Source organism: Labrenzia sp. PHM005 (assembly GCF_006517275.1).
In the GTDB taxonomy this organism is placed as follows: domain Bacteria; phylum Pseudomonadota; class Alphaproteobacteria; order Rhizobiales; family Stappiaceae; genus Roseibium.
This window is the reverse complement of the sequence record NZ_CP041191.1, coordinates 4089525-4109659: the sequence shown is the minus strand read 5'-3', so window position 1 is coordinate 4109659 and position 20135 is coordinate 4089525. Positions and strand designations below refer to the sequence as shown.

Here is a 20135-nt window from a genome sequence, read left to right as displayed (position 1 = left end):
TATTCAAAACTGCATTAGACCGATGCTTTGCCTCATCGGAATAAGGTAGACTGGGCGGACATTAGATTTCAGCCATTGGCTTACTCCGGAAGTGCCTCAATCATAATCATCATCGACGTACAAAAGTTTCCCATCGATACCGGTCCCGATGAACAAACAGAAATTGGGCATCGAGATCGACGCGAAGTTGAACTTCAAGCGCGGAAACCGCTTCACGAGTTCTGTGTAAACGGGGCGTGGTTCTGCTCCCAGGGTCGGAAACCGAAAATTGAGAGTTCCCCTGTTTCCGAAGTTGGTTTCAGTCACTTCTTTACCGGTGCCAAAGCAGGACCAATTGTATAATTGCCAGTTTCTAATCTTATCTTCATCTCTGGATGTCGCTACCTCCTCGGGCATGGGAATTATGTCCTGCCAAAGAAAATCGTAGTGGGTGAATGGACGATGCCTTAGTTCTTCGCCGGATAACTTCCTGAAATGGGCGACAAGCAAATTATCGATCTGTTTCCGGGTTCCATCAACGATCACATGGTTCAGAATGTAGTCGGCCATATTGGTTCTTCCTTTTGCTTAAAATTGGTGTCTGAAGAGGAGCTCGTGGGCACGGCAGTCTTGGCTGAAACTCCCGATTCAACCTGGAACGCCGTTCCAGGGAGTAACGGGGGGACTCGAGTCATGGCATGAGAACGGTGTTACTCTTCGAAGTCATGATCTGCGGATCGTCTCCGCTGAAACTCCCAGCCGTCTTCGTATTTATCGACAAGGGCATCAATCGCCTTTTCCGATGCCGTTCTGTCAAACCCTCTGTCGACGAGTTTTTCTGTGACCTTCTCCATAACCTTGTTGAAGTTCTTCCAGTTGCGGACTTTGGCAGTCTCGAGAACGAAGTAATGAAACAGCGTCGCGGTGATGTCGTTCCGTGAGGGGCGTCTCTGGTCTTTGACGCGCTTCCGGTAGGCTCGTTGGCGCTCTGCCTTTATGGAAAGCCGTTGCTTGTATGAGGGACGTGATGACATGAGGGATCTTTCGTGGGTCAGCTTGGAATGAATGAGGAAGTCACCGGAGCGCGGAAATAATTTCCAGGAATACTGAAAGGGCAGTGGCGCGCATCCGGGTTCAACAGATAATGCGGGGTTACGCGGCGGCTCCGGATTGCCCTTCAGCAATCTGACCCGGGATTTGATTTGCGTTAACGACCGGCTGTTGCGTCGCCCGCGGTCGAGGCTTCCGCTTTGTTGCACTGCCCTGACTTTTCTTTGCCATCTTCGGATTGTTCTTCTCAGCCGCCTTTGCGAACATCATTTGGATGTTTTCATCATCAAGTCCGAGAGCCCATTGGAGCTGAGGGATGGCGCGGTCCTTCAAATAGTCCGGAGCATCCGATGCTGGAACATATTCAAACCGCTCAAGACCATGCAGCGTCGTTAGCAGTTTCGCCCAGCCACCGTCATTGTCCGGCTCTTCAAGATGAAGTTGTCCGATCGCTGCTGCCCAGTGATCATCCCGTTGCAAGGTGCCAATCATGTGCTTGAGTGTGCTGAAAGCCTCTTCAGCTTGCAGACGGACTTTCTCCCGCAGATGACTTTTGACGACCGCCTTGCCACGCAGTTTTGGTTCATAGGCTTCGATGACAGCCAGTAGGATGATATTCAGCAACTCTTTAAGCCGTGCGATCCGGGTTCGCTGAACTTGAGCACCATACTTGGCCAGGCCTGTCAGTCCGGGACCGTCTTCAACAGGATAATCAGTATTCGCCTGATCTGCGGTTCCGGATAGTATGGCCGCGACATCCTGAACGCGCGGCCGACCACCGCTTTCGAAGACATTGAGAACTTCGTCGATTTGGTCTGCTTCTGCATGGGCGAGTTTGAACAGGATGGTCGGCGAGACAGCCAATCGGGTACATCTTGGTTTGAACCGAGCAAGGTTGCGATGCACTGCACGATAGTTGCGAGCGTGCCTGGCTGTAATGCCGAGTGTTTTCTCCAGCCAGTTCTCGCAGGTCTTGTCGTCACCGATCACTTCTGTCGCCTCGTCGATCAGGGCGCCCAGTTTGAAGGTTGCATCCGTGTCTTTCTTCTGATGTCCGCGGATGGTATCGGCGATCAACTTGATGCGGCTCTGGTCATCGTCCTTCAGGTTTTCGATAGCGAAATTTTGATCTGTGTTCGTCAAAGTCATGTCTCCTGATTGGTTGTGAAGCGGCTCGGTTGAGGCGCTGTTCTTCATTCAAAAATCAGGAAATTACGTGGGTCACAAGGTGATAGAGTTCGGATGGCTAATGGATGAGACATCAAAAAGATCAAAAAAATCAGCGCGATAAATGAATGTGCTTCGAACCGGATGACCGTTGGGTCCAAATCGAATCCTTGAGTTGAAAATGCGCTCCAAGGACTCGTGCAAGGATTCGATCGAGCGTCAAAATCGACTCCAAAAATTGAAAATGCCCGTGATCGCGCGATTGCGATATCGAGGACGCAAGGATTCACGATATTTGGTTTTGCCAGGAGCTAAACGCTGATTGAATCCTTGCCCGAAAAAAGTCAACAATTCCCATTTGGTTAACATTTGTGCTCAAAGCGCCCGGGACCGAAGGCAAAAAAAATTGTGGCAATTTTTGAGATTGACGATGGCCGGACCTCTATTGGCAGACAATACGTCTCTTTTAGTGGTGTGATGTAACACCAATCTGGTATCTGGAATCGCAACTATAGAATACGGCGTTCCCGCAGGTATCACTTGCCAAGAAGTCTGAATCGCAAATTCGGAGCCATGAATCGATAGAGCGTAACTTGAACCGAATTGGGAACAGTTGCCCTTAACCGGATGCAGATCAAATTAGGTTCCAGGCAATGGTTTTACATCTTGAACCACACCCTCTTGAACCTCCTGCAATCCTATTCCCCTCTTGCCGTCCATCAGGAAGATGATCCCGGCGTCTTCGAACGCGCGTTGCAAATCACGCAGTGTCCGGTCGTGTGGAACAGTTTTTTCCAATTCAAAACCGGCTATTGCTCGCTTGGAGACCAGCGACCTTTTGGCAAGTTCATCTTGAGACCAGGAAAGCCAGGCGCGGCTGGCACGGCATTGCTTTGCATTTATCATTCATTAACCACAATTGATGAATCAGATTGCATGTGTGCATTAAAAGTGCACTTTTAAATCTCGTCAGTCAACGAGAGAGGACTACTCATGCACAATCAAATTCAGGTTTCCACCACATCCGGTGCGCAATCCGGCAGCCAGGGTGCTTATGCACCTGAAACTGCAAAACTCCCCATTGAACTCCGGGAAGCGGTCGATAGCGCGTTGCAGGAGTGTTTCGACAAAATCTACTGCTCGGACGAGCTGCTTGGAAATAAATTGACCCAGGTAAAGGGGCCATTGGACAGCTTGTCAAAGCGGCATGGCATTCTTCTCGAAGAAGCCATCGCACACGCGTTTGTTGCCGCTGCCGGAGACCGTTACGAGGTTCAAACCCAAGTGGAAGTGAAGGTCTCCCGAGAAGCCATGTCGCTTGTTGAGAGTAATCAAATTGCGAAGCTTGAAGGGCTCAACCTTCCAATCGATAACACCCACGGAAAGAAGGCCAGGATCGACATCGTAGTGTTCGATCACGAAACTGGGGACTTGCATGTTATTTCCGTCAAACGCGGAGGCGGTGCTCAGGGAGGGAGCGAGGCAAGAAACGCTCGAAAAGACCTGACGGCTGCCGGCCTCATGTTGAAGAACCACACGCTGCGAAAAGGGCTGCCTGTGCTCGCTGTTCGGCAAGTTCTTGTCGACTGGTACGGCCGGTCCGGGATCGTGGGACGACCAACGGTTACACGAACAACAGTCGATGAGTATTTTGGAATTCAGATTTCCGGATTCGTTGAGGCGATGTCAAAGTACATGAGTTCAAGCATCGCCCAACGCATGATGCCACGTCTGATGACAGCGATCGGCGGAACAAGTCAAATGACAGACAGGCCGATGGAAAACGAGAGCCGCCCGCCACTCCGGGGCAAAAGCGATACGAGTGACAATGCGTATGTCAGGACCAATCCCACTGTGCGGCCCTCATTGGCTGAATGTTTGTCCGACCTGCCGCTCCGACGCCAGGGTCGTCAAATGCGCCGTGTCTGTTCTTCCTAGCCAGAAAACGGCGTGACCGAAGCGAGCGATTCAGAACGCAACAAAGGCGATTCACCGAAGAACGCCGTGACGCATTAAGTGTCCTGACTCCCGACTGTACCGGGAAGGCCAACACCCGATCACCATCCTTTACCCCATCACCCGCCTGAAAATCCTTCGGCGGGAACAGGAGAGCTGTACCCATGTTCATTGGAAACCTGAAAGACCTTAACGCAGCGCAGTTGCTGTCGAGTGACATCGAAAAGCTGCAAGTGCTGCTGGACGATCTCAAATCTCTGCGGGCTGGAGCTTACCCCTCCCGCGATACTCTGCGCAATGCACCTTTTCTGGACGACTACCGTGTGATCACTCGCGGCATTGCCGTGTTGTCCGGAGACGTGACTGGGCACCCCATCATCTCCGGAACCAATGAGCCTATGCTGAGCTCACCGCTTTTCGTTGTTCTCAAAGACATCGGCGCCGCCCGAACATTGTCACGCTGGTATCGCCTCGGTGAACGCGCGTCTCGCTGACCAAACGCAACTCCAGTTTTACCAACCGAGGGACATCCGCATGCCGTCTGCAATCCGTCGCTACTTCCAACTCGAAAAGCCGAGATTTCATCAATTCCTGGCGCACTGCATTGTCCGCCGGGCGCTGAGGTCAGTGTCTGAAATGAATCTGTCCGATCCGCCGGTCATCGGGATCGTCGCCGGAGAAAATCCACCGGTCGATGAGATCCAGGACGCCCTAACGTTGTTGCGGCTTCCCGATCTGGATGTATTGAGAACTCGGTTTCCGGATCCACTGACCGTTTTCCTTGATTGCGAACCGTCCAGCTCCAGTAGGCCCAAGAAACTCGAAAAGACAGAAGAAGAGTTTCTGATCGCTCTCAAGGGCAAAAAGGCCGTCTTTGCGGTTGCCGAAGAAGAAGAGGACATGCCCGTTCTCTTCAGGAAAATCGCGGACAGGATCATTCATCTCCAAGGCCCGACACCTCGGCATATCAAAGCAGCCTTTGCTTACTGTGTCGGTGTCGACATCAGCCTGGAGGAGGCTGGGCAACTGACGAACCACAGCCTTTTCGATCTGACCATGGCCGCTTCAAGAGGGAGGTCGTGGCGAAAGGTGCTGGATGTAATTTCGGATGATAAATCCAAGTCCGACGGCTGTCCGGTAGACGGTGAGCTTGCGCTAGAAACCCTTGCAGGGCTTGGCGAAGCCGGGGCGTGGGGCAGGGAGCTTGCGGTGGATCTGAAGGAATGGCAGGCAGGAAAGTTGCCTTGGTCGGATGTGAACCGCGGTGTGCTCGTCGTCGGTCCTCCCGGAACCGGCAAAACGAGCTATGCCAAGGCACTTGCCAAGAGCTGCGGTGTCGAATTGATTGCTTCGTCCCTAGCGCAATGGCAATCGGCTGGTCACTTGGGTGACCTGCTAAAAGCCATGCGACGGACATTTGCCGAGGCGCGGAAGAAAGCGCCGTGTATTCTGTTTCTCGATGAATTCGACTCCGTTGGCGATCGCGGGACCGTCCGGGGAGAAAATGCGCTTTACGTTGTAGAGAAGATCAACGGTCTGCTCGAATGTCTTGATGGCGTTGAAGACCGGGAAGGCATTGTTGTCGTCGCGGCGTGTAATCATCCGGAATTTGTCGATCCTGCCTTTCTTCGTCCCGGACGGTTAGAAAAGACAATCCGTATTCCACTGCCGGATCACCCCGCACGCGAACAGATCTTGCGATGGCATCTAAAAGGCACGCTCGAAGGCGAAGATCTTGCAGACATTGCCGACCGCCTTGAGGGGCACTCGGGCGCAGATATTGAAAAACTTGTTCGTGATGCAAGGCGGAAAGCGCGCAAAGAAAACCGGGATCTCATACTACATGATCTCACTGGACAGCTGCCAAAACCGGTCCTGTTTGAACAGGAGGACCTGAGACGCATTGCAATTCACGAGGCAGGGCATGCCATTGTGCATTCCCTTGTCGGAGAGGGCCGGATTGTAAGTCTTCATATTGAGCCAGGCCTCTTGCCCGGCAGATCACGTGCTACAGCTGGTGCGTTGCTTGTTGAACGCACAAATCCGAAATGCATGACGAGAAAAGATCATGAGTGCAAGTTGATGGTTCATCTGGCGGGATTGGCCGCTGAGAAGCTCGTCTTTGGAGACATGTCCGACGGAGGAGGTGGGGGACCTCATTCTGATCTTGCTTCGGCAACTCGGATCGCAACTGAACTGGAGGCCTCATACGGTTTGGGAAGCAGCCTTGTTCTCCTTACCCAAAGTGGCTCCAGACATGTTCCGGATATGTTGTTGTCAGATACCGGTCTGCGGAGCCGTGTCGACAAAATCCTCGGTAAGGCTTTTGAGGATGCAAGCGCGCTTCTTCAGGAAAATAAAACAGCACTCCATGCGTTGGCTGATGCACTCGTTGTGGGTCAAAAGTTGGACGAGGCAGATGTTCTGGAAATTATTTCCGCGGCTGGATGTCAACTTCAGCGGGCCGGCTAATGGTTTGCAAGGCAACAGCATGCAAACCGAATTAAAACAAAACAAAATCGCCATGGCAAAACCCTGGCGGTTTTGTTTTTAAAAGCAGAGACAGTCAGGTGTTCAGCAGGTCTTCGACATCACAGCACAGGGAAGTGGCCAACAACCGGACAGCGCGCGGAACTGGAGCCCGGCTAAGTTCGAATGACAACAGTGCGAACTTTTCCATCACGGCTTCCAGGGTCATGGCTTTGACATCTGTAACGGACTTCAGGGCAACATATTCGGCAACAATTAAGTCAGTGACGGTGTTCTCGTTTGTGTTTGCTGCCGGATCATAAAGGCAGCTGCGGACCTCGAAGAGTTTCGACATCGCCATATCGACGGCCCATGGATCGCTCATAGTTGTTTGTGCTGCGGTGTGGAGTTCCTCCATATCATTCCGAGAATTGGTCATGTGCATTCCTTCTTGTTGACGGCAGCTCGTTCAAATGTAGGAAGACATGAAAGAACTGCCTGATCCGGGCGATGTCGCCGGAGACAGCGGGAAACTGACACGCTGAATTTATCTTGTCCGCGGGGGAAACGATCGTAGGGTAAAAGCAATACGATCGAACCGGTACAACAAATGCAAATATGGATGTCGACAGTTTAGCAGGTATCTCTGCCAAAAAAGCGAGGCGAAGATCCAGACGGAAGTTGAGCGAACAGCAATGAAGCTAGACCCAGAGCTACAAACGACAATTACGCGCAGAAAAGTCGTCGGTTCCCTTCTGCGTCTCCTGGGTTTCGAATATCGCGGCGCAACCCTCTCACGAAAAGGGATGACATTCTCGGGTTCATCTTCACGCGCAATCGAACATGCGCAAGTCGCCGGTCCGCCTTTCCTGACCAAGAAACTGGGTATTACGGTGTTGTTCCTGCCGCTTGTCGGTGGTGGCGAGGTCAAGGGCGCTGGCGTGAAGCGCAAAGACGCTGACCGAATGATCTCGGCGATTAGGACGGCTTGGCGCGAACACTTTGAGAAGTTTGTCAGTGGCGCCCTGGATGATGTTTCCATAATTTCCGATGTTGTAGATCGTCTGAGGAGGCCGAGGCGTTACCATTCAGCCTGCCTTTTGGTCGATCACGCAGCGGCATCGTTGTGAATTCCAGTTCCCTTTTTAGAACTATATTACCGTGTTTTCAGTGAGAACGATTTCAAGCTGTACAGGCCCTATTTTGTCTTCAAGTATCCTACTGAGTTTGTTTCGATACTCATCAATTTGTCTGGGAAATACAGCGTGATTGGTATTCAGATAAACAACCACGATATGAGCTCTCCCAGCTCTTTGAGCCACTACACGCAAAACAGAATATCCAGAAGTATCTGCTTGCGTTTCCGCAACTTGCATAACCTGGTGGACAGTTTTATTGGGGGCGCTATCGCCTGCAAGTTCACCGATGGCTGATCGGAACATTGAAAAAGGCTGCCAAATAATAATTGACACAAGCACGACAACAACTATGGCGTCCCCAACTGGGACAATTGGTTCTAGCGGAGTCCCGGCAAGGAATGGAAGCGACAACAGTGCAATACCTGACCCTGCGCTGATTGCACCATCTACGATCGCTGCACGGGATTCGGTTTTTAGAAGCGCGCTGCTTCTTCCTGATTTTACGTAGGCGTGATTGAACGAATACGCCAGTCCGCCACACAATAGTACCATCGCGACTGCGTAGATTGCAATTGGACCGAATACAAGTTCCGGAACTTCTCCACCTGTCGCAAATGTCAACACTTTCGTGCCGCTAACAAAAAAAGCAAACAACAAAATTCCGATCAAAATCAGACTGCGGAATGTGACATATATTGTTTCTTCAAATCCATACCCCCAAGGACGTTGTTTGTTCGGCGGGAGACCAACCCTGAGACTAACTTTTGCCGCAACAACTGCGGAAAAAAAGTTTACCGCTGAATAGAGTCCATCAACGAGCATGGCATCAGACCGTGAAAACCAGGCAGCGAGCACACCGGCTACACCCATGACCAGGTTCGCCCATTTGCCTCTATTAAGCGCTGTTTTTTCTATGTCCTGGATTTCATCCAATGTAGCCGTCAATTTTTTGACCTCCTGAGTTTAGGTCGGCTTACCCTGCTCGAACTTGCAAGCCTAAACGTACCCGCACGCCACAACATATCCAATCGGAAGAAACACGTTACATTTTGCTAAAGCAGATACATTTGTTTCAATCCGAAAGCCGATGACTTATGATGAACCATCAAACGACACAACCGGGGCGTCCGATGATTAGGATGGTTCTTGCTGCTTTTGTTCTACTGCTTTGCCTTGGTAACAGCGGACTGGCGCAGCAAAGCGGCCAACCTTTGATCGACGAAGCCCTCAGAGCTTTCAAAGGCGACTTTGACGGCATGAAACGGGACAAAGTTATCCGCGTCCTTATCCCGTTCTCCATCACTGATTATTATCTGGAAAACGGCCAGGAAAAGGGGCTGTCTGTAGAATATGTTCGCGAGTTTGAAAAAGAGCTCAACAAGGGGATCCGCAAGGAACTCGACAAGATCCGCATTGTGCTGTTACCTACCTTTCGCGACGATCTGATCCTAGGCCTGATTGAGGGCAAAGGTGATATTGCTGTTGCAAATCTGACAATTACCGAAGAGCGGCGAAAGCAGGTCGACTTCTCGGATCCATACCGGTCCAACGTTCGCGAAATCATTGTTACGTCCAGAAGCGAAGCGGATTTGATATCGCTAGATCAGCTTGCCGGCAAGGAAATTCACACGCGCCGGTCGTCCAGCTATTTCTCGAGCCTGGAAAAAGCAAATGCAGACCTAATAGAACGCGGTCTCGACCCGATCACTATCGTTGAAGTCGATGAATCCCTAGAAGACGAAGACCTTCTGGAGATGACCAACGCGGGCATGATTCCGGCGGTCGTCATCGATGACTACAAAACCAAGCTGTGGCTGCCCTTTTTCAAGGAGTTGAAAGCACACAATGAGTTTGCCCTGCGCGAAGGTGCGGATCTTGCCTGGGCGTTCCGGAGAGATAGCCCCCAGCTCAAAAAAGTAGTCAATGCTTTCATTGCCAAGGCCAAAATCGGTACAACGCTTGGTAATATTTTCGACCGGCGCTACAATTCCGACATCACGAAGATCATCAATCCCAAAACGGAAAAGTATCAGGAGCGGCTGGCTGAACTGATGGATCTGTTCACCGCAGCGGGCGAAAAACACAACATCGACCCTCTGCTGCTTGCCGCCCAGGCGTTTCAGGAGTCTCGGTTCAACAACAATGCAAAGAGCCGCGTCGGAGCCGTCGGCATTATGCAGCTTTTGCCGTCAACGGCTCGAGACAGGAGCGTCGGCATCAAGAACTTCCGCGAGTTGGAAGGCAATATCGAGGCGGGTGCGAAATACAATCGCCATGTCGCCGACAGCTATTTCGGCGATCCCGACATCCCGGAACTTGAAAAGATCCTGTTTGTTCTGGCGTCCTACAATGCAGGGCCCAACCGGGTGGCGCGTGTGCGTACGAAAGCAGATGACCCGAACACATGGTTCGGCCATGTCGAATGGCAGGTCGCCAAGGCGGCAGGAGCTGAACCGATCAAATATGTCAAAAACATCTATATCTACTATCTGACCTTCGCCAGTTTCCAGGAGTTTGACCGCCGCCGCGCTGGACAGGAAGCGGGGATGAAAAAAGAATAGGAATTGCAACGGACTGCCTGAAAATTGACCGTATCTAAAGACACACTCTTGTTGATGAAACTGGGTCAGCTCGCTGTTGTTCACCTTTATCTAACCGGATAGCAGGGGCGCCTATCGATGTAGAAAGCCTGCCATATTCCAGTTCTGGAGATTAGTTGTTCACTGGAGGCAACTGTTGCCTTCGTTTCAACTTTCGTCCATGCGGATAGCCACGGCAAAGCCGACCATCCAAAAAACGGCATGTTGCGTCCAGTCTGAGGAAAACGGCGTGTCGACCCAATCGATCTTTTATCTTGCCGGATGTTCATCGGACGGCACCAGCTTCTATCGCACGATCTCCAGACCGATCTACGAACTTACGGCGCGCCGACAATTCCGTTGAATTGGAACTCAACCCCTTTAAAAGGCCGCTGATATTTGAAGATAGGCCGCAGCGGTTGCTATTCCTTCACGTCAGTCCGAAGACAGCTGCTGACCGTTCGAGTGTCCAATTCATTGCGAGTGTACCGATAATGTAGGTCGGCACCAGCTCGGCCCACCGTGGTATCCCGATCTGGATGACGACAGTCATCCTGAGAACGATCAGAATCACGAATACAAACGCCAATTGGCCAAGTTCGACACCGATATTGAAGAACAGCAGCGCAATCGGGATTTCGCTTGGCGGTAGGCCAATTTCAGACAGCGCTCCTGCAAAGCCCAACCCGTGCAAAAGCCCGAAGGCAAAGGCGACGATCCAGGGATAAGCATAGGTCAGGCTTTTGCGGCCACGCGCGGCGTGAACGATCTCCACACACAGGAAAACGATCGACAAGGCAATGGACGCCTCGACCGGCGCCGACGGCAGATTGACATAGCCAAGTGTTGCCAATGCCAGCGTAATACTGTGCGCAACGGTGAAGGCGGTGATGGTTTTCACCAACCGCCAGCCGTCGCGAACGACGATCATAAGCGCAAGCACAAAAAGCAGATGATCAAGCCCCTCAAGGATGTGTTCAAACCCGAGAACGGTGTAACGGCTCGCAGCGCGCAGAACCGATCCGGAGCCGGCCAGATAATCGCTGAGCTCCACCACGATCACATTTCCCTCACGCGAAGCCAATTTGCTCACCGGTTCTTGACCGTGCCAGCGGACCGTCAGAAGAGCCCCTTCGCGCTTCCATGGCAACACCAGTTGATCGTCGGCTGTGAGCTTGGTTTCACAAGAGAACTTGAAGCGCACATGATAGGAGCCGCGTTCGCCGCGCGGAGATCCTTCAAAGGCGCACTGGTCCGGTAGGATCGGCGTCGTTATCAGGCCAGAGAGTCTTGGCGGCACTTTGGAAACAAGCTCATAGAAGCCCGGCTCCTTTTCAATAAGGTCGGCTTTGTCAACGCCAAGCGTATGGGCCGCGGCTGATGACAAACCTAACAGCCCGCAGAGCAATGCAATCAACATCAGAAAGGTCAGCCGCAACTTAGCCATTTTCGGCGCTTTCAATCGGTTGGACATCAATCAGGTAGTTCTTCCGCATTTCCTCCACAGACTCATCCACCAGAGCCCGGGATTTCGTTGAAAGCCAGCGCGTGGCTATCCAGTCTTTGGCCGATTCAAATTCCGGCGTGCGTGGCGGATTGTGAGTGGAAACCCTCAAAAAATGCTGCGAACCGCCGGGTGCTTCAATCGGCCCGCGCCAGGACATATCGCCTTCCTCAATGGCCAGAAGCTCTGTCGCTGTCTCTGGGCCGAAAAGTCCAACAAGGCGGCGCTGATCCAGAAACCTCAAATTGAACCCGAGCTGCATATCCAGATCGCCAAATTTCGAGGGATCTTCCGCATCGTTCAGCTTCTCCAAAATTCCTGTCGGCACAGTTTTCGGATCGCGGAACATGATGTGGTTGAGATCGATTGACTGCGGGCTGGTGAACTCGGCCAGATTGGCTTCAAAATGCGCGCGCAAATCTTCCTCGGTCGGCTCTGGAACATCACCGCCGATGAAGAACCGCATGTTTTGAAGAAGAAGCGCGCGAATACGGGAGCTGTCGGTAAATCCGCGCGCCCTTGCTTCGCGGACCAGAATTTCCTCTTCGATGAAGTTGTCGATCACGCCCAGTTTTTCGTCTTCTGTCAGAGGGCGAAGCCGCAGGTCCTCTTCCTGTTTGATCAGGTATTTCTGGGTCTCCGCATCAACGACAATTAGCTCCTTCTCTTCCCCGCCGAGATAGGCCTGAACTACAAAGAGCAGCGCTGCCAGCAACAGGAAGTGAAGGAGCGGCTCCCGAACGAATCGCTGAATCCCAGAAACTTTCTGTCCATCGACTGATGTCTGTTGTTGAGAGGAAGACTGTCTGTTCATTTCACTTTTGCCTTAAGACACGGAAAATCAGAAGTAACGTCGGGGGCGGGGAGCTCTGCGGTGACCCACGAAAACCTAAACAGGGATTTCAGATCACACCACATCAATTCCGACAGACCCATAACCGCCTAAGCTCCTGGAACAACTTCAACGGGCGCAAACTGAAACGCCAACATGATGGCCGAGATGGCAGCAATCCAGGCCGCTGCAACACGATAGGCAATCGGGACCCAGAAGAACGGATACCTTTCAGCAATCAGGTGCAAAAAGCCGGAGATATAAAGAAAGGCGATGTTGGCTCCGACAAATGAGCCGGACATGACGATCACACGGTCGCGCATCAGCCCGCCGTCGGGAATGGAGACAATCCCGATCAAACCACCGCCAATAACAAGAAAGATAAAGACAAGCGGATAGAGGGACTTGACGGCGAGCGCTGCCAGTGCGCTCGCAGCAATCGCGACCCCATAAAGCGAAGCGTCAGGCATGTTGTTTTCAGGCCATGCCATCCCCGCGCCAACGGAAATGCAGAAGGTGAGCAGGAACCACCGTGTGTATTTGCTGTCCATGACGGCGGCTACAACACCCAACCCCAGCATCAAAAGTGCCTGGGCGGGCGTTGAAAACGGGTGCAGCAGACCCTGATAGAATCCGCCAATCCCCGGGATAGGACTATGGGCAAGTGCCGGACTGGAGAAAAAAACGAAAGCTAAAAGCCCGAGACCGGCACGGACCATGTTCAGACAGCACCTGCCAGGAATGCGACGCCTGCCAGCGAAATGATCCCGCCCGCACCGCGTACTGCGACTCGTCCGGCTGGCCACTTGATGAGATGGCCGAAGCCGATACCGACCAGATGGAGAAGACCGGTCGCGATCACAAAACCAACCGCATAGGCAAAGGCATTCGCGGAAGCCGGCAGTTCGGTTCCGTGCGCATAACCGTGGAAGATCGCGAATGCGCCAACAAGAACGGCAGACACCCAGACCGGCGCCTTGATCGCAAATGCGATCAACAGGCCCAGAACCACGGCCGACATAGCTATGCCGGTTTCAACAGCCGGGACCGGAATGCCCAAAATGCCCATGACACAACCAAGGGCCATCACAAGCGGGAAGACAACCGGCAGGATCCAGATGGACGGCGCCCCGAGAAATGCGCCCCAGAGGCCAACAGCGACCATGGCCGCAACATGATCCCAGCCGAGGATCGGATGCACAAAGCCGCTGATAAATCCGCCGCCATATCCGCCTGACGAATGCGCCAGAGCCGGTGAAGATACAAATGCGACGGCAACAACCGCCATGGCAATCATGAGAAAGTTTTGTGACCGCATTTTAGACCCTTTGAATGCGCAGGAAGTTTTCAGGCGGAACGCCTATGTTGCATAGGTGAGCATCCCCTTAAAAGGGAAGCAATACGCAACGTGCAAATTTTTTAAAGTATGAATGTGTTCACTGGCAAGTTATTAAAAGAAAACAGAAATCCCGAATTTGACCTGGGCATCCGCGCCACCCTTTGGATGTGCCGCCAGACCGTATCCGCCAAGGCTGGCGTCAATCGCCATGCCGTTATCCAGCGCGAAAGTTTTGCCGACGGTTAGCCCAACCGGCACCTGCCAGGCATCGCTGCTGTCGGCGGTCCAATTATAAGTGATGGAGTTGTTGTAGCCGATATAGGATCCGCCGAATAATTTGGTGTTGTAATAAACAATCGGCTGGATGGTCGACAGGTTGAAATTGTCCTGCCCCCAGTGATGGCCCAAAATGGCGCCGTAGGAGAGATCTCCGACAAACCCGAATGCAACTGCGGCAGCGCCAGCCCCCCAGCCGGGCCCACCCAGCGCGCTATCGGTTCGCGATCTCAGCGAGATCTGCGGGCCAACGCCAAACTTGATCGGCAGACCTTCGATCTGCGGCACGAAGAAGCCCTGGAGCATGATGTCGGACAGGCCCCAGGTATATCCTGTGCCGCCGACAAGACCGGGTCCGAGTTTCGGGAAAGCAGCTCCGCTGTGCACACCGGAAATCGGCACGATGCCACGGGCGATGAAGTTGAAGCCCATCGCTGTCGGGATGGAGTAGACCGGCTGAACCTGGAAACCATAACCGGCCTTGCCGTCGGCAGATCCAAGGGCAATTGTGTTGTCGGTCATGATGGCTTTCACATCTGCCAGCGGATCCTGCGCATTGCGTGCAGCCTGACAAACCGCATCACAGTCTTCTGCAATTGCGGCCGGAAAAATTGAGAAACACGTCAACATTGCAACGCAAACGCGCGCGCATATTCCCGCGAATTGGCTAATACGCCCAACCACCCAACTTTCGTTCTTATGAGTGTTCATGACCGACGCTTCAAGTCTCAGAAAATTTACGGTAGTTCTCGGTGAAACAATCATCGAACGCCGTACTAATTGCTAGTGTTCCTCGAAAACATAAGTATTTTCAGATTTTCATTTCACACCATGATCAAGAACAACCGGATCCATGTAGTTCGGGTCCGTAATACCTTTTTTGCGCAGTGCTACTCCCGCCAAAAACGCGCGCATCATGCGATCAATCACGATTGCTGTATTGTAATGGGTATCGTCGTACAAAGGCGAATACTCATCAAATTCGATCATTGCGACGTCGTTTTGGATGGCAAGTTCTCGTACCATCCTTATGGCCTCCAATGCAGTAAATCCGCCTGGGTCTGGGTTCGAAACACCAGGAACATGTGCCGGGTCTATGGCATCGACATCAAAAGAAATATGAAGGCGTTTCCCTTTGACTTCTTCGAGAACCTTTTTCCAAGTCTCTTCAAAACCGTTACGCTCAAATTCAGGCATGTAGTGGTATTGTTCACCAACCTCACGCTGCCAGTCGACAAGTTTAGGATCGCCATAGGGGCTACGCATACCCACAGAATGAAGGTCTTTTCCTTTAATCCAACCATTTTCCCACGCCCAGCGACGGGCGCGACCACCATGAGTGAAGGCTCCGAGGGAAGTGTCATAGACATCCTGATGCGCATCAAAATGAACGGTAGCGTAATTCTTTGGTCCAAAGTGATTGACCATAGCCATGTGCCCAGCCGCTTCAGTTCCGTGATCACCGCCAATCGCGATGGCAATAGCCCCCGAGTCAAGGATTTCGGTTAGTACTCTGGCATGCTCTCCCAGCGACATGCCAAGCTGGAATGGATTTTGTGCAGCGTTTCCATAGTCAACAATATTCAACTCTTTCATGTAGTTGACATGGGTGTGTGGGTCGACGCCTTTGTTTGCAGTATCGATCGTCCGAATAATGCGCATTTGATTAGCAGCCCAGCCTTGGCCGCCAGAAGGATTAAAGTCGCTCGGCAATCCAACGATTGCAACATCCACTTCACCGGCCTTCAGGTCTTCCGGTGTTAGGGCTACTGGTGCTCCCAGGTATGTCGGAAATGCCCACTTTGACCATTGCTCCGCATAGCGTTGCATATTGATAGGCCCAGGAGTACGTTCCAAATCCTCCGACCGATCCCTGCGGGTCAGGAAAGCTTTCGAGTCATCATCAAGAATAATAACGTTCGGATTATTCGGATCCCGCCAGGGGACAAGGTCAGCAGGAAGCCCGTCCACCTTCGGCTGTGATTGAAGATCCGGAGAGGCGGGATCCTCCGCCAACACGATCATGGTGAGGCCCGTGTACATCGTGCTGGCCGCAAGCAATGTTTTGATCGAGGATAACTTGGACATCACGCTTCTCTGAACCGTTCTTGGATGAATACCCATGTGGTCGTAGCTTGCATAAATCTTGCCTGAATCGCTATGCAAATAGTGCAAGTTGGAAGAGTGGTCATTTGATTAAAAATACAAATAACCCTCATACTTGGACAAGCTATCGCCGTAGCAAATTTTTTGGCAGTGAAGCCTATTTATAGCAACTGACAGTATCACGCTCAGGGATAGCGACAGCATATTGGCGAAATGCCGCAGGCAACACTGAAGCGCACCACCAACAAAAAAAAGGCTGCGCATAGCGCAGCCTCAGAATGCGTTTTGTTGTTAAAAAATCAGGGGCGTCCTGAAACCCTGGGATGAACATAATTAGGGTCCATTCCAGCCTTTTTCATCGCGATACCGGTCAGGAACTGAAGCATCGTCCGGCGCACAAGCCGCGCAGTCTGCTGACCTTTGTTATCGTAAAATGGATTGAACTCAACGATATCAAAGCCAACGATTGTCTTCGTTGCGGCAAACTTGCGCAAATGCGGCATGAGTTCTCTCGGTGTCAGGCCATTCGGCGTAGAAGATCCTGTGCCAGGCGCATAAGACATGTCAAAGGTGTCAATGTCGAACGAGACATAGACCAGATCAGTGTCGCTCAAGGTGTCATAGATCTCCTCAAAAATTTTGTCCAACCCATCCCGATCAATCTCGTGAATGTGGTAGACCCAACCACCTTCTTCTAGTACTTCGTCATAGAGGTCAGCTCCAAAGGCGTAGCTGTTCATGCCGACCTGAATAACACGATCGCCACGAACCAAGCCTTCCTGTACCGCAAGTGTCATGAAGCTCCCAGAGTGGTAGAATCCGCCGAGCTTTCCAGCCGATCTGTCCAGGTGAGCATCGAAATGCACGAACGCTACGTTTTTGCGGCCATACACATCGACGATCCCTCTGAATGTGGCATTCGGGATTGAGTGATCGCCACCAACAATAAAGGGAATAGCTCCGGTTTCTGCCACTTCCCTTGTAGTTTTCCTGATTTCCTCCAACGTTCTGGCGTAATTAATAGGATTGAATCCCGTGTCCCCATAGTCCACTGCATTTAGAACTGTGAAGGGGGCCATGAGGGTTTCATATTCAATAAAACCCAATGGAAATGACGGTGGGCCATAGCTACCATAGTCTCGAGTGTGACGTACTTCCGCTGGCGCCCATGCACTTCCCGCAGAGTGAGGAAATGCCCCTTGCGGAGCACCAAAAATTGCTACATCGACTTCCCCAGCTTTCAGGTCCTCTGGTGTTCGTGCCACCGGCAATTGGAAGAACGTCTTTATGCCAACAGGCTCAAATTGAAGAGTGTAACGTTGGATATCGATTGGTCCCGGAGGAATGTCTGAGCGCTGTTCCCGCGGCGTTCTCCAAATGTTTGTCGCCTCGTCCTGTTTCTCGGGAAGAACTGTTGGATTGGCTGGGTCGATATGAGGCATGGGAGCCGGCTCTTCTTTCGGCGCGGCTTCAACGATATCCTTCAGCATTTGGGCTTGCGCCGATGACATAAAAGAAACCGCTAGCCCCATCGCCAGCAGTGGCAGACCGATTTTTCTAATACGCATTGAAGAGCCTCCTTTTCGGCAGCGTACATAGCTTTGTCAAAGCAGTGAACTTGACCTTCAAATCGAGACTGCCATTATTCTTCGCGAGAGGCTGTTCATTTTGTGCAATAAATTTGCGAATTTCCCTTGGGGCGGAATATGAATTTAGACTTTTTGCGGTTCGGAATATTTGATGAAATCGAAGCCTTCTGGCTGGAGAATATGGGGGTCGAACCTGCGCTCCTTCAGCTATCTGCCGGTTCCCTGAATTTTGAAGTCTGCTCCCATGACCTTGCTGGCCTGACGGTTACCTGGGTTCGAAGTGAGGGGCGCCAACTCTGGCATGATACGGCAAACGAAGGCGCAGTGCATTTTGGCTATGTGATAGACAGCCAGGGACCGGTGGTATCAGGCGGTATTGAAGTCGGTTCATGCGATGCGATGGTCTGGATGCCAAGTAAAGAAATAAACTATCTGCTGGAAGGTCCGCTCACCAGCGTTGAATTCACGATCCCCGATGAACTCGCCGCCATGCTTGGATGGAAGCTAAAAGGCCCGCCACTCCAGAAAGTCTTTAAGGCTGATCTCGATAATCTGACGCATTCGGCTCTGATGGCCAGCGAATGGCTTAATGCAAATAGCGATTGCGTCCCCGAAGTCCTCGCCATCCGCAAACAGATCTGGCGCGACTGGATACTGGAGGCCTTGTCCAAGGTCCTTGTGCCGTGGCTCAATTCCCGGTCTTCAGGTATTCTTCCCAACCCGTCAACTCGGAAGTTTCGGATGATCAAATCCGCGGTTGCAATGTTTGATGCAGCTGATCCCGACCTCGATCTGGATGTCGATGAGATTGCAGCGAACCTTGGCGTTTCGCGCCGGACCCTGTTCTATTCTTTCCAGAAAGAACTCGGAATTGGGCCGCGCCGGTACTTCGAACTTCGCCGTCTTCACGCCCTGCGCCGTGACCTTGCAAAGAGCCATCGGGATGAACAGACGGTCACCAACCTGGCGCATCTGCACGGCTTTACCCAACTCGGCCGCATGGCCAGTGTCTACAAAGAGCACTTCGGCGAAACACCCAGCGAAACGCTCGGCAAGAGCAACTAGAAGCTCCTTAAATCAATATTAGACCGAACACTGGGGCCCCTCCTATCGGCCTTCTTTTATAATCTAAATAGCAAAATCCTTAAATTGGCTTGAGTTTCATAGCGTCTTCGGTTCTTCCTAACCTAGGCTTCAGACTCATAACCAATAGCAGACGATTGCTGCGAGGCAGAGGGCCGATAGAAAGTTTGTGGTGTTTCGATCGTAGCGCGTTGCAATCCTGCGGAACTCCTTGAGTGTGCCAAACATACTCTCGATGACGTTTCTGCCCCTGTTAAGGTATGGCGAGGAGCAGTTTTTCCGTTTCCATGTTTTGAGTGGTGGTATGTTGGGAAGGGGCCCACGCGTTTCCACGGTCCAGCGGATACGATCACTGTCGTAGCCGATGTCGCTATGTAGAACGCCGTTTGCCGGAACGAGCGGCAAGAGTGCCCCAGCTCCTGAGAAATCCAAGACATTGGCTCCGGTCAAGTGAAAAGCAATCGGCGGCCCCTCATTATCGCTCAGAGCGTGGATTATGGCTCCCGGACCACCACGAGCTTGGCACAAGGCATGGGCTTGAGCCCGCGATGCCGCGATGGACGACCCTGTGTACTCGAACGGCAGTGCTATCGATCATCACTTCGAGCGCGGGGCCGCCGGTTTGCGAAAGCGTATGGAAGACACCCGTCCAGACACCTTTCTCCGACCAGCGGACAAAGCGATTGTAAAGGGTTTTCCTTAGTCCATAGACCTCTGGCGCATCGACCCAGTGATAGCCTGACTATAGAACATGGACGATCCCGCTGATTACTCGCCGATCATCGACACGGGCCTTGCCACACGTATCGGCCGGCAACAGCGGCTGCAACTTTGAAAACTGCTCACTGGTGAATCAGAAAAATCCATCTGACATCGCAAAACTCTTGTTCAGGAGCTTGAATTTGACTTGAACTGATTTGCATAGCTGTGTTGTGGGTCCGAAGCCTAATGGGATGACCTACCTTCCCACCGAGACGCAGTAATTGTTGCGCATATTGGTGGAAAAGAAGGAACAATCTGATGGATATTGCGGTTTTCGGGATTGATCTGGGCAAGACGATTTGTAG

The 20135-nt window shown here is 52.1% G+C and carries 19 protein-coding genes and 1 pseudogene; 6 read left to right on the top strand and 14 right to left on the bottom strand.

Features of this window, described 5'->3' with window-relative positions:
* Nucleotides 1-96: 96 nt before the first annotated feature.
* The 4 genes from FJ695_RS18610 to FJ695_RS18595 form a co-directional block, all read right to left on the bottom strand.
* Nucleotides 97-549, bottom strand: coding sequence for a hypothetical protein (locus tag FJ695_RS18610; RefSeq protein ID WP_141186836.1), 453 nt, complete (start codon nt 547-549; stop codon nt 97-99).
* A gap of 140 nt (nt 550-689) precedes the next feature.
* The gene (locus FJ695_RS18605) at nt 690-1013 is read right to left on the bottom strand and encodes a hypothetical protein (RefSeq protein WP_141186835.1); all 324 of its coding nucleotides are present in this window, start codon (nt 1011-1013) and stop codon (nt 690-692) included.
* Nucleotides 1014-1131: 118 nt separating this feature from the next.
* Nucleotides 1132-2172, bottom strand: coding sequence for a hypothetical protein (locus tag FJ695_RS18600; protein ID WP_141186834.1), 1041 nt, complete (start codon nt 2170-2172; stop codon nt 1132-1134).
* Nucleotides 2173-2835: 663 nt separating this feature from the next.
* Nucleotides 2836-3102, bottom strand: a complete 267-nt coding sequence (locus FJ695_RS18595) for a helix-turn-helix transcriptional regulator (RefSeq protein ID WP_141186833.1) — start codon at nt 3100-3102, stop codon at nt 2836-2838.
* 87 nt (nt 3103-3189) lie between these two features.
* On the opposite strand from FJ695_RS18595, the gene FJ695_RS18590 reads away from it, so the two are divergent.
* From FJ695_RS18590 to FJ695_RS18580, 3 genes are all read left to right on the top strand, one after another.
* Entirely contained in the window at nt 3190-4134 is a 945-nt protein-coding gene (locus tag FJ695_RS18590; RefSeq protein ID WP_141186832.1) for a hypothetical protein, read from the top strand.
* 182 nt (nt 4135-4316) lie between these two features.
* Entirely contained in the window at nt 4317-4646 is a 330-nt protein-coding gene (locus FJ695_RS18585) for a DUF6634 family protein (RefSeq protein ID WP_141186831.1), read from the top strand.
* 40 nt (nt 4647-4686) lie between these two features.
* The gene (locus tag FJ695_RS18580; protein ID WP_141186830.1) at nt 4687-6624 is read left to right on the top strand and encodes an AAA family ATPase; all 1938 of its coding nucleotides are present in this window, start codon (nt 4687-4689) and stop codon (nt 6622-6624) included.
* 94 nt (nt 6625-6718) lie between these two features.
* Here FJ695_RS18580 and FJ695_RS18575 read toward each other — a convergent pair whose 3' ends face one another.
* Nucleotides 6719-7060: a hypothetical protein gene (locus tag FJ695_RS18575; RefSeq protein WP_141186829.1), complete on the bottom strand. Its 342-nt coding sequence runs from the start codon at nt 7058-7060 to the stop codon at nt 6719-6721.
* 367 nt (nt 7061-7427) lie between these two features.
* Between FJ695_RS18575 and FJ695_RS18570 the strand changes: the two genes are divergently transcribed.
* Nucleotides 7428-7751, top strand: a complete 324-nt coding sequence (locus tag FJ695_RS18570) for a hypothetical protein (protein WP_141186828.1) — start codon at nt 7428-7430, stop codon at nt 7749-7751.
* A gap of 21 nt (nt 7752-7772) precedes the next feature.
* Here FJ695_RS18570 and FJ695_RS18565 read toward each other — a convergent pair whose 3' ends face one another.
* The gene (locus FJ695_RS18565) at nt 7773-8705 is read right to left on the bottom strand and encodes a cation transporter (protein ID WP_209010715.1); all 933 of its coding nucleotides are present in this window, start codon (nt 8703-8705) and stop codon (nt 7773-7775) included.
* 185 nt (nt 8706-8890) lie between these two features.
* Between FJ695_RS18565 and FJ695_RS18560 the strand changes: the two genes are divergently transcribed.
* Nucleotides 8891-10321 (top strand): lytic transglycosylase F, encoded by a 1431-nt coding sequence (locus FJ695_RS18560; protein ID WP_168206420.1) that lies wholly within the window; start codon nt 8891-8893, stop codon nt 10319-10321.
* A 448-nt stretch (nt 10322-10769) separates the two neighbouring features.
* Here FJ695_RS18560 and FJ695_RS18555 read toward each other — a convergent pair whose 3' ends face one another.
* From FJ695_RS18555 to FJ695_RS18525, 7 genes are all read right to left on the bottom strand, one after another.
* A complete protein-coding gene (locus FJ695_RS18555; protein WP_141186826.1) occupies nt 10770-11786 on the bottom strand; it encodes a HupE/UreJ family protein in 1017 nt (338 codons plus the stop codon).
* Entirely contained in the window at nt 11779-12657 is an 879-nt protein-coding gene (locus tag FJ695_RS18550; protein ID WP_141186825.1) for a peptidyl-prolyl cis-trans isomerase, read from the bottom strand. The genes FJ695_RS18555 and FJ695_RS18550 overlap by 8 nt, the downstream gene beginning before the upstream one ends.
* Before the next feature lie 128 nt (nt 12658-12785).
* Nucleotides 12786-13394, bottom strand: a complete 609-nt coding sequence (locus tag FJ695_RS18545; RefSeq protein ID WP_141186824.1) for a HupE/UreJ family protein — start codon at nt 13392-13394, stop codon at nt 12786-12788.
* A gap of 2 nt (nt 13395-13396) precedes the next feature.
* A complete protein-coding gene (locus FJ695_RS18540; RefSeq protein WP_141186823.1) occupies nt 13397-13993 on the bottom strand; it encodes a HupE/UreJ family protein in 597 nt (198 codons plus the stop codon).
* Nucleotides 13994-14125: 132 nt separating this feature from the next.
* The gene (locus tag FJ695_RS18535) at nt 14126-14812 is read right to left on the bottom strand and encodes a hypothetical protein (protein ID WP_141186822.1); all 687 of its coding nucleotides are present in this window, start codon (nt 14810-14812) and stop codon (nt 14126-14128) included.
* A gap of 297 nt (nt 14813-15109) precedes the next feature.
* Nucleotides 15110-16378, bottom strand: coding sequence for an arginase family protein (locus FJ695_RS18530; RefSeq protein ID WP_168206419.1), 1269 nt, complete (start codon nt 16376-16378; stop codon nt 15110-15112).
* A gap of 317 nt (nt 16379-16695) precedes the next feature.
* The gene (locus tag FJ695_RS18525; RefSeq protein ID WP_141186820.1) at nt 16696-17964 is read right to left on the bottom strand and encodes an agmatinase family protein; all 1269 of its coding nucleotides are present in this window, start codon (nt 17962-17964) and stop codon (nt 16696-16698) included.
* Nucleotides 17965-18102: 138 nt separating this feature from the next.
* On the opposite strand from FJ695_RS18525, the gene FJ695_RS18520 reads away from it, so the two are divergent.
* Nucleotides 18103-19050: a helix-turn-helix transcriptional regulator gene (locus tag FJ695_RS18520; protein ID WP_141186819.1), complete on the top strand. Its 948-nt coding sequence runs from the start codon at nt 18103-18105 to the stop codon at nt 19048-19050.
* Between the two features lie 135 nt (nt 19051-19185).
* On the opposite strand, the pseudogene FJ695_RS18515 reads toward FJ695_RS18520, so the two are convergent.
* Nucleotides 19186-19897 (bottom strand): annotated as a pseudogene (locus tag FJ695_RS18515) (IS5 family transposase).
* Between the last annotated feature and the right edge of the window lie 238 nt (nt 19898-20135).

Bases quoted from the DNA above. Each gene is read 5' to 3' on its own strand.
- FJ695_RS18595 (WP_141186833.1), bottom strand. From the start codon at position 3,102: ATGATAAATGCAAAGCAATGCCGTGCCAGCCGCGCCTGGCTTTCCTGG.
- FJ695_RS18575 (WP_141186829.1), bottom strand. From the start codon at position 7,060: ATGACCAATTCTCGGAATGATATGGAGGAACTCCACACCGCAGCACAA.
- FJ695_RS18605 (WP_141186835.1), bottom strand. From the start codon at position 1,013: ATGTCATCACGTCCCTCATACAAGCAACGGCTTTCCATAAAGGCAGAG.
- FJ695_RS18550 (WP_141186825.1), bottom strand. From the start codon at position 12,657: ATGAACAGACAGTCTTCCTCTCAACAACAGACATCAGTCGATGGACAG.
- FJ695_RS18555 (WP_141186826.1), bottom strand. From the start codon at position 11,786: ATGGCTAAGTTGCGGCTGACCTTTCTGATGTTGATTGCATTGCTCTGC.
- FJ695_RS18520 (WP_141186819.1), top strand. From the start codon at position 18,103: ATGAATTTAGACTTTTTGCGGTTCGGAATATTTGATGAAATCGAAGCC.
- FJ695_RS18540 (WP_141186823.1), bottom strand. From the start codon at position 13,993: ATGCGGTCACAAAACTTTCTCATGATTGCCATGGCGGTTGTTGCCGTC.
- FJ695_RS18580 (WP_141186830.1), top strand. From the start codon at position 4,687: ATGCCGTCTGCAATCCGTCGCTACTTCCAACTCGAAAAGCCGAGATTT.
- FJ695_RS18525 (WP_141186820.1), bottom strand. From the start codon at position 17,964: ATGCGTATTAGAAAAATCGGTCTGCCACTGCTGGCGATGGGGCTAGCG.
- FJ695_RS18570 (WP_141186828.1), top strand. From the start codon at position 7,428: ATGACATTCTCGGGTTCATCTTCACGCGCAATCGAACATGCGCAAGTC.
- FJ695_RS18590 (WP_141186832.1), top strand. From the start codon at position 3,190: ATGCACAATCAAATTCAGGTTTCCACCACATCCGGTGCGCAATCCGGC.
- FJ695_RS18545 (WP_141186824.1), bottom strand. From the start codon at position 13,394: ATGGTCCGTGCCGGTCTCGGGCTTTTAGCTTTCGTTTTTTTCTCCAGT.
- FJ695_RS18610 (WP_141186836.1), bottom strand. From the start codon at position 549: ATGGCCGACTACATTCTGAACCATGTGATCGTTGATGGAACCCGGAAA.
- FJ695_RS18535 (WP_141186822.1), bottom strand. From the start codon at position 14,812: ATGACCGACAACACAATTGCCCTTGGATCTGCCGACGGCAAGGCCGGT.
- FJ695_RS18530 (WP_168206419.1), bottom strand. From the start codon at position 16,378: ATGTCCAAGTTATCCTCGATCAAAACATTGCTTGCGGCCAGCACGATG.
- FJ695_RS18560 (WP_168206420.1), top strand. From the start codon at position 8,891: ATGATTAGGATGGTTCTTGCTGCTTTTGTTCTACTGCTTTGCCTTGGT.
- FJ695_RS18585 (WP_141186831.1), top strand. From the start codon at position 4,317: ATGTTCATTGGAAACCTGAAAGACCTTAACGCAGCGCAGTTGCTGTCG.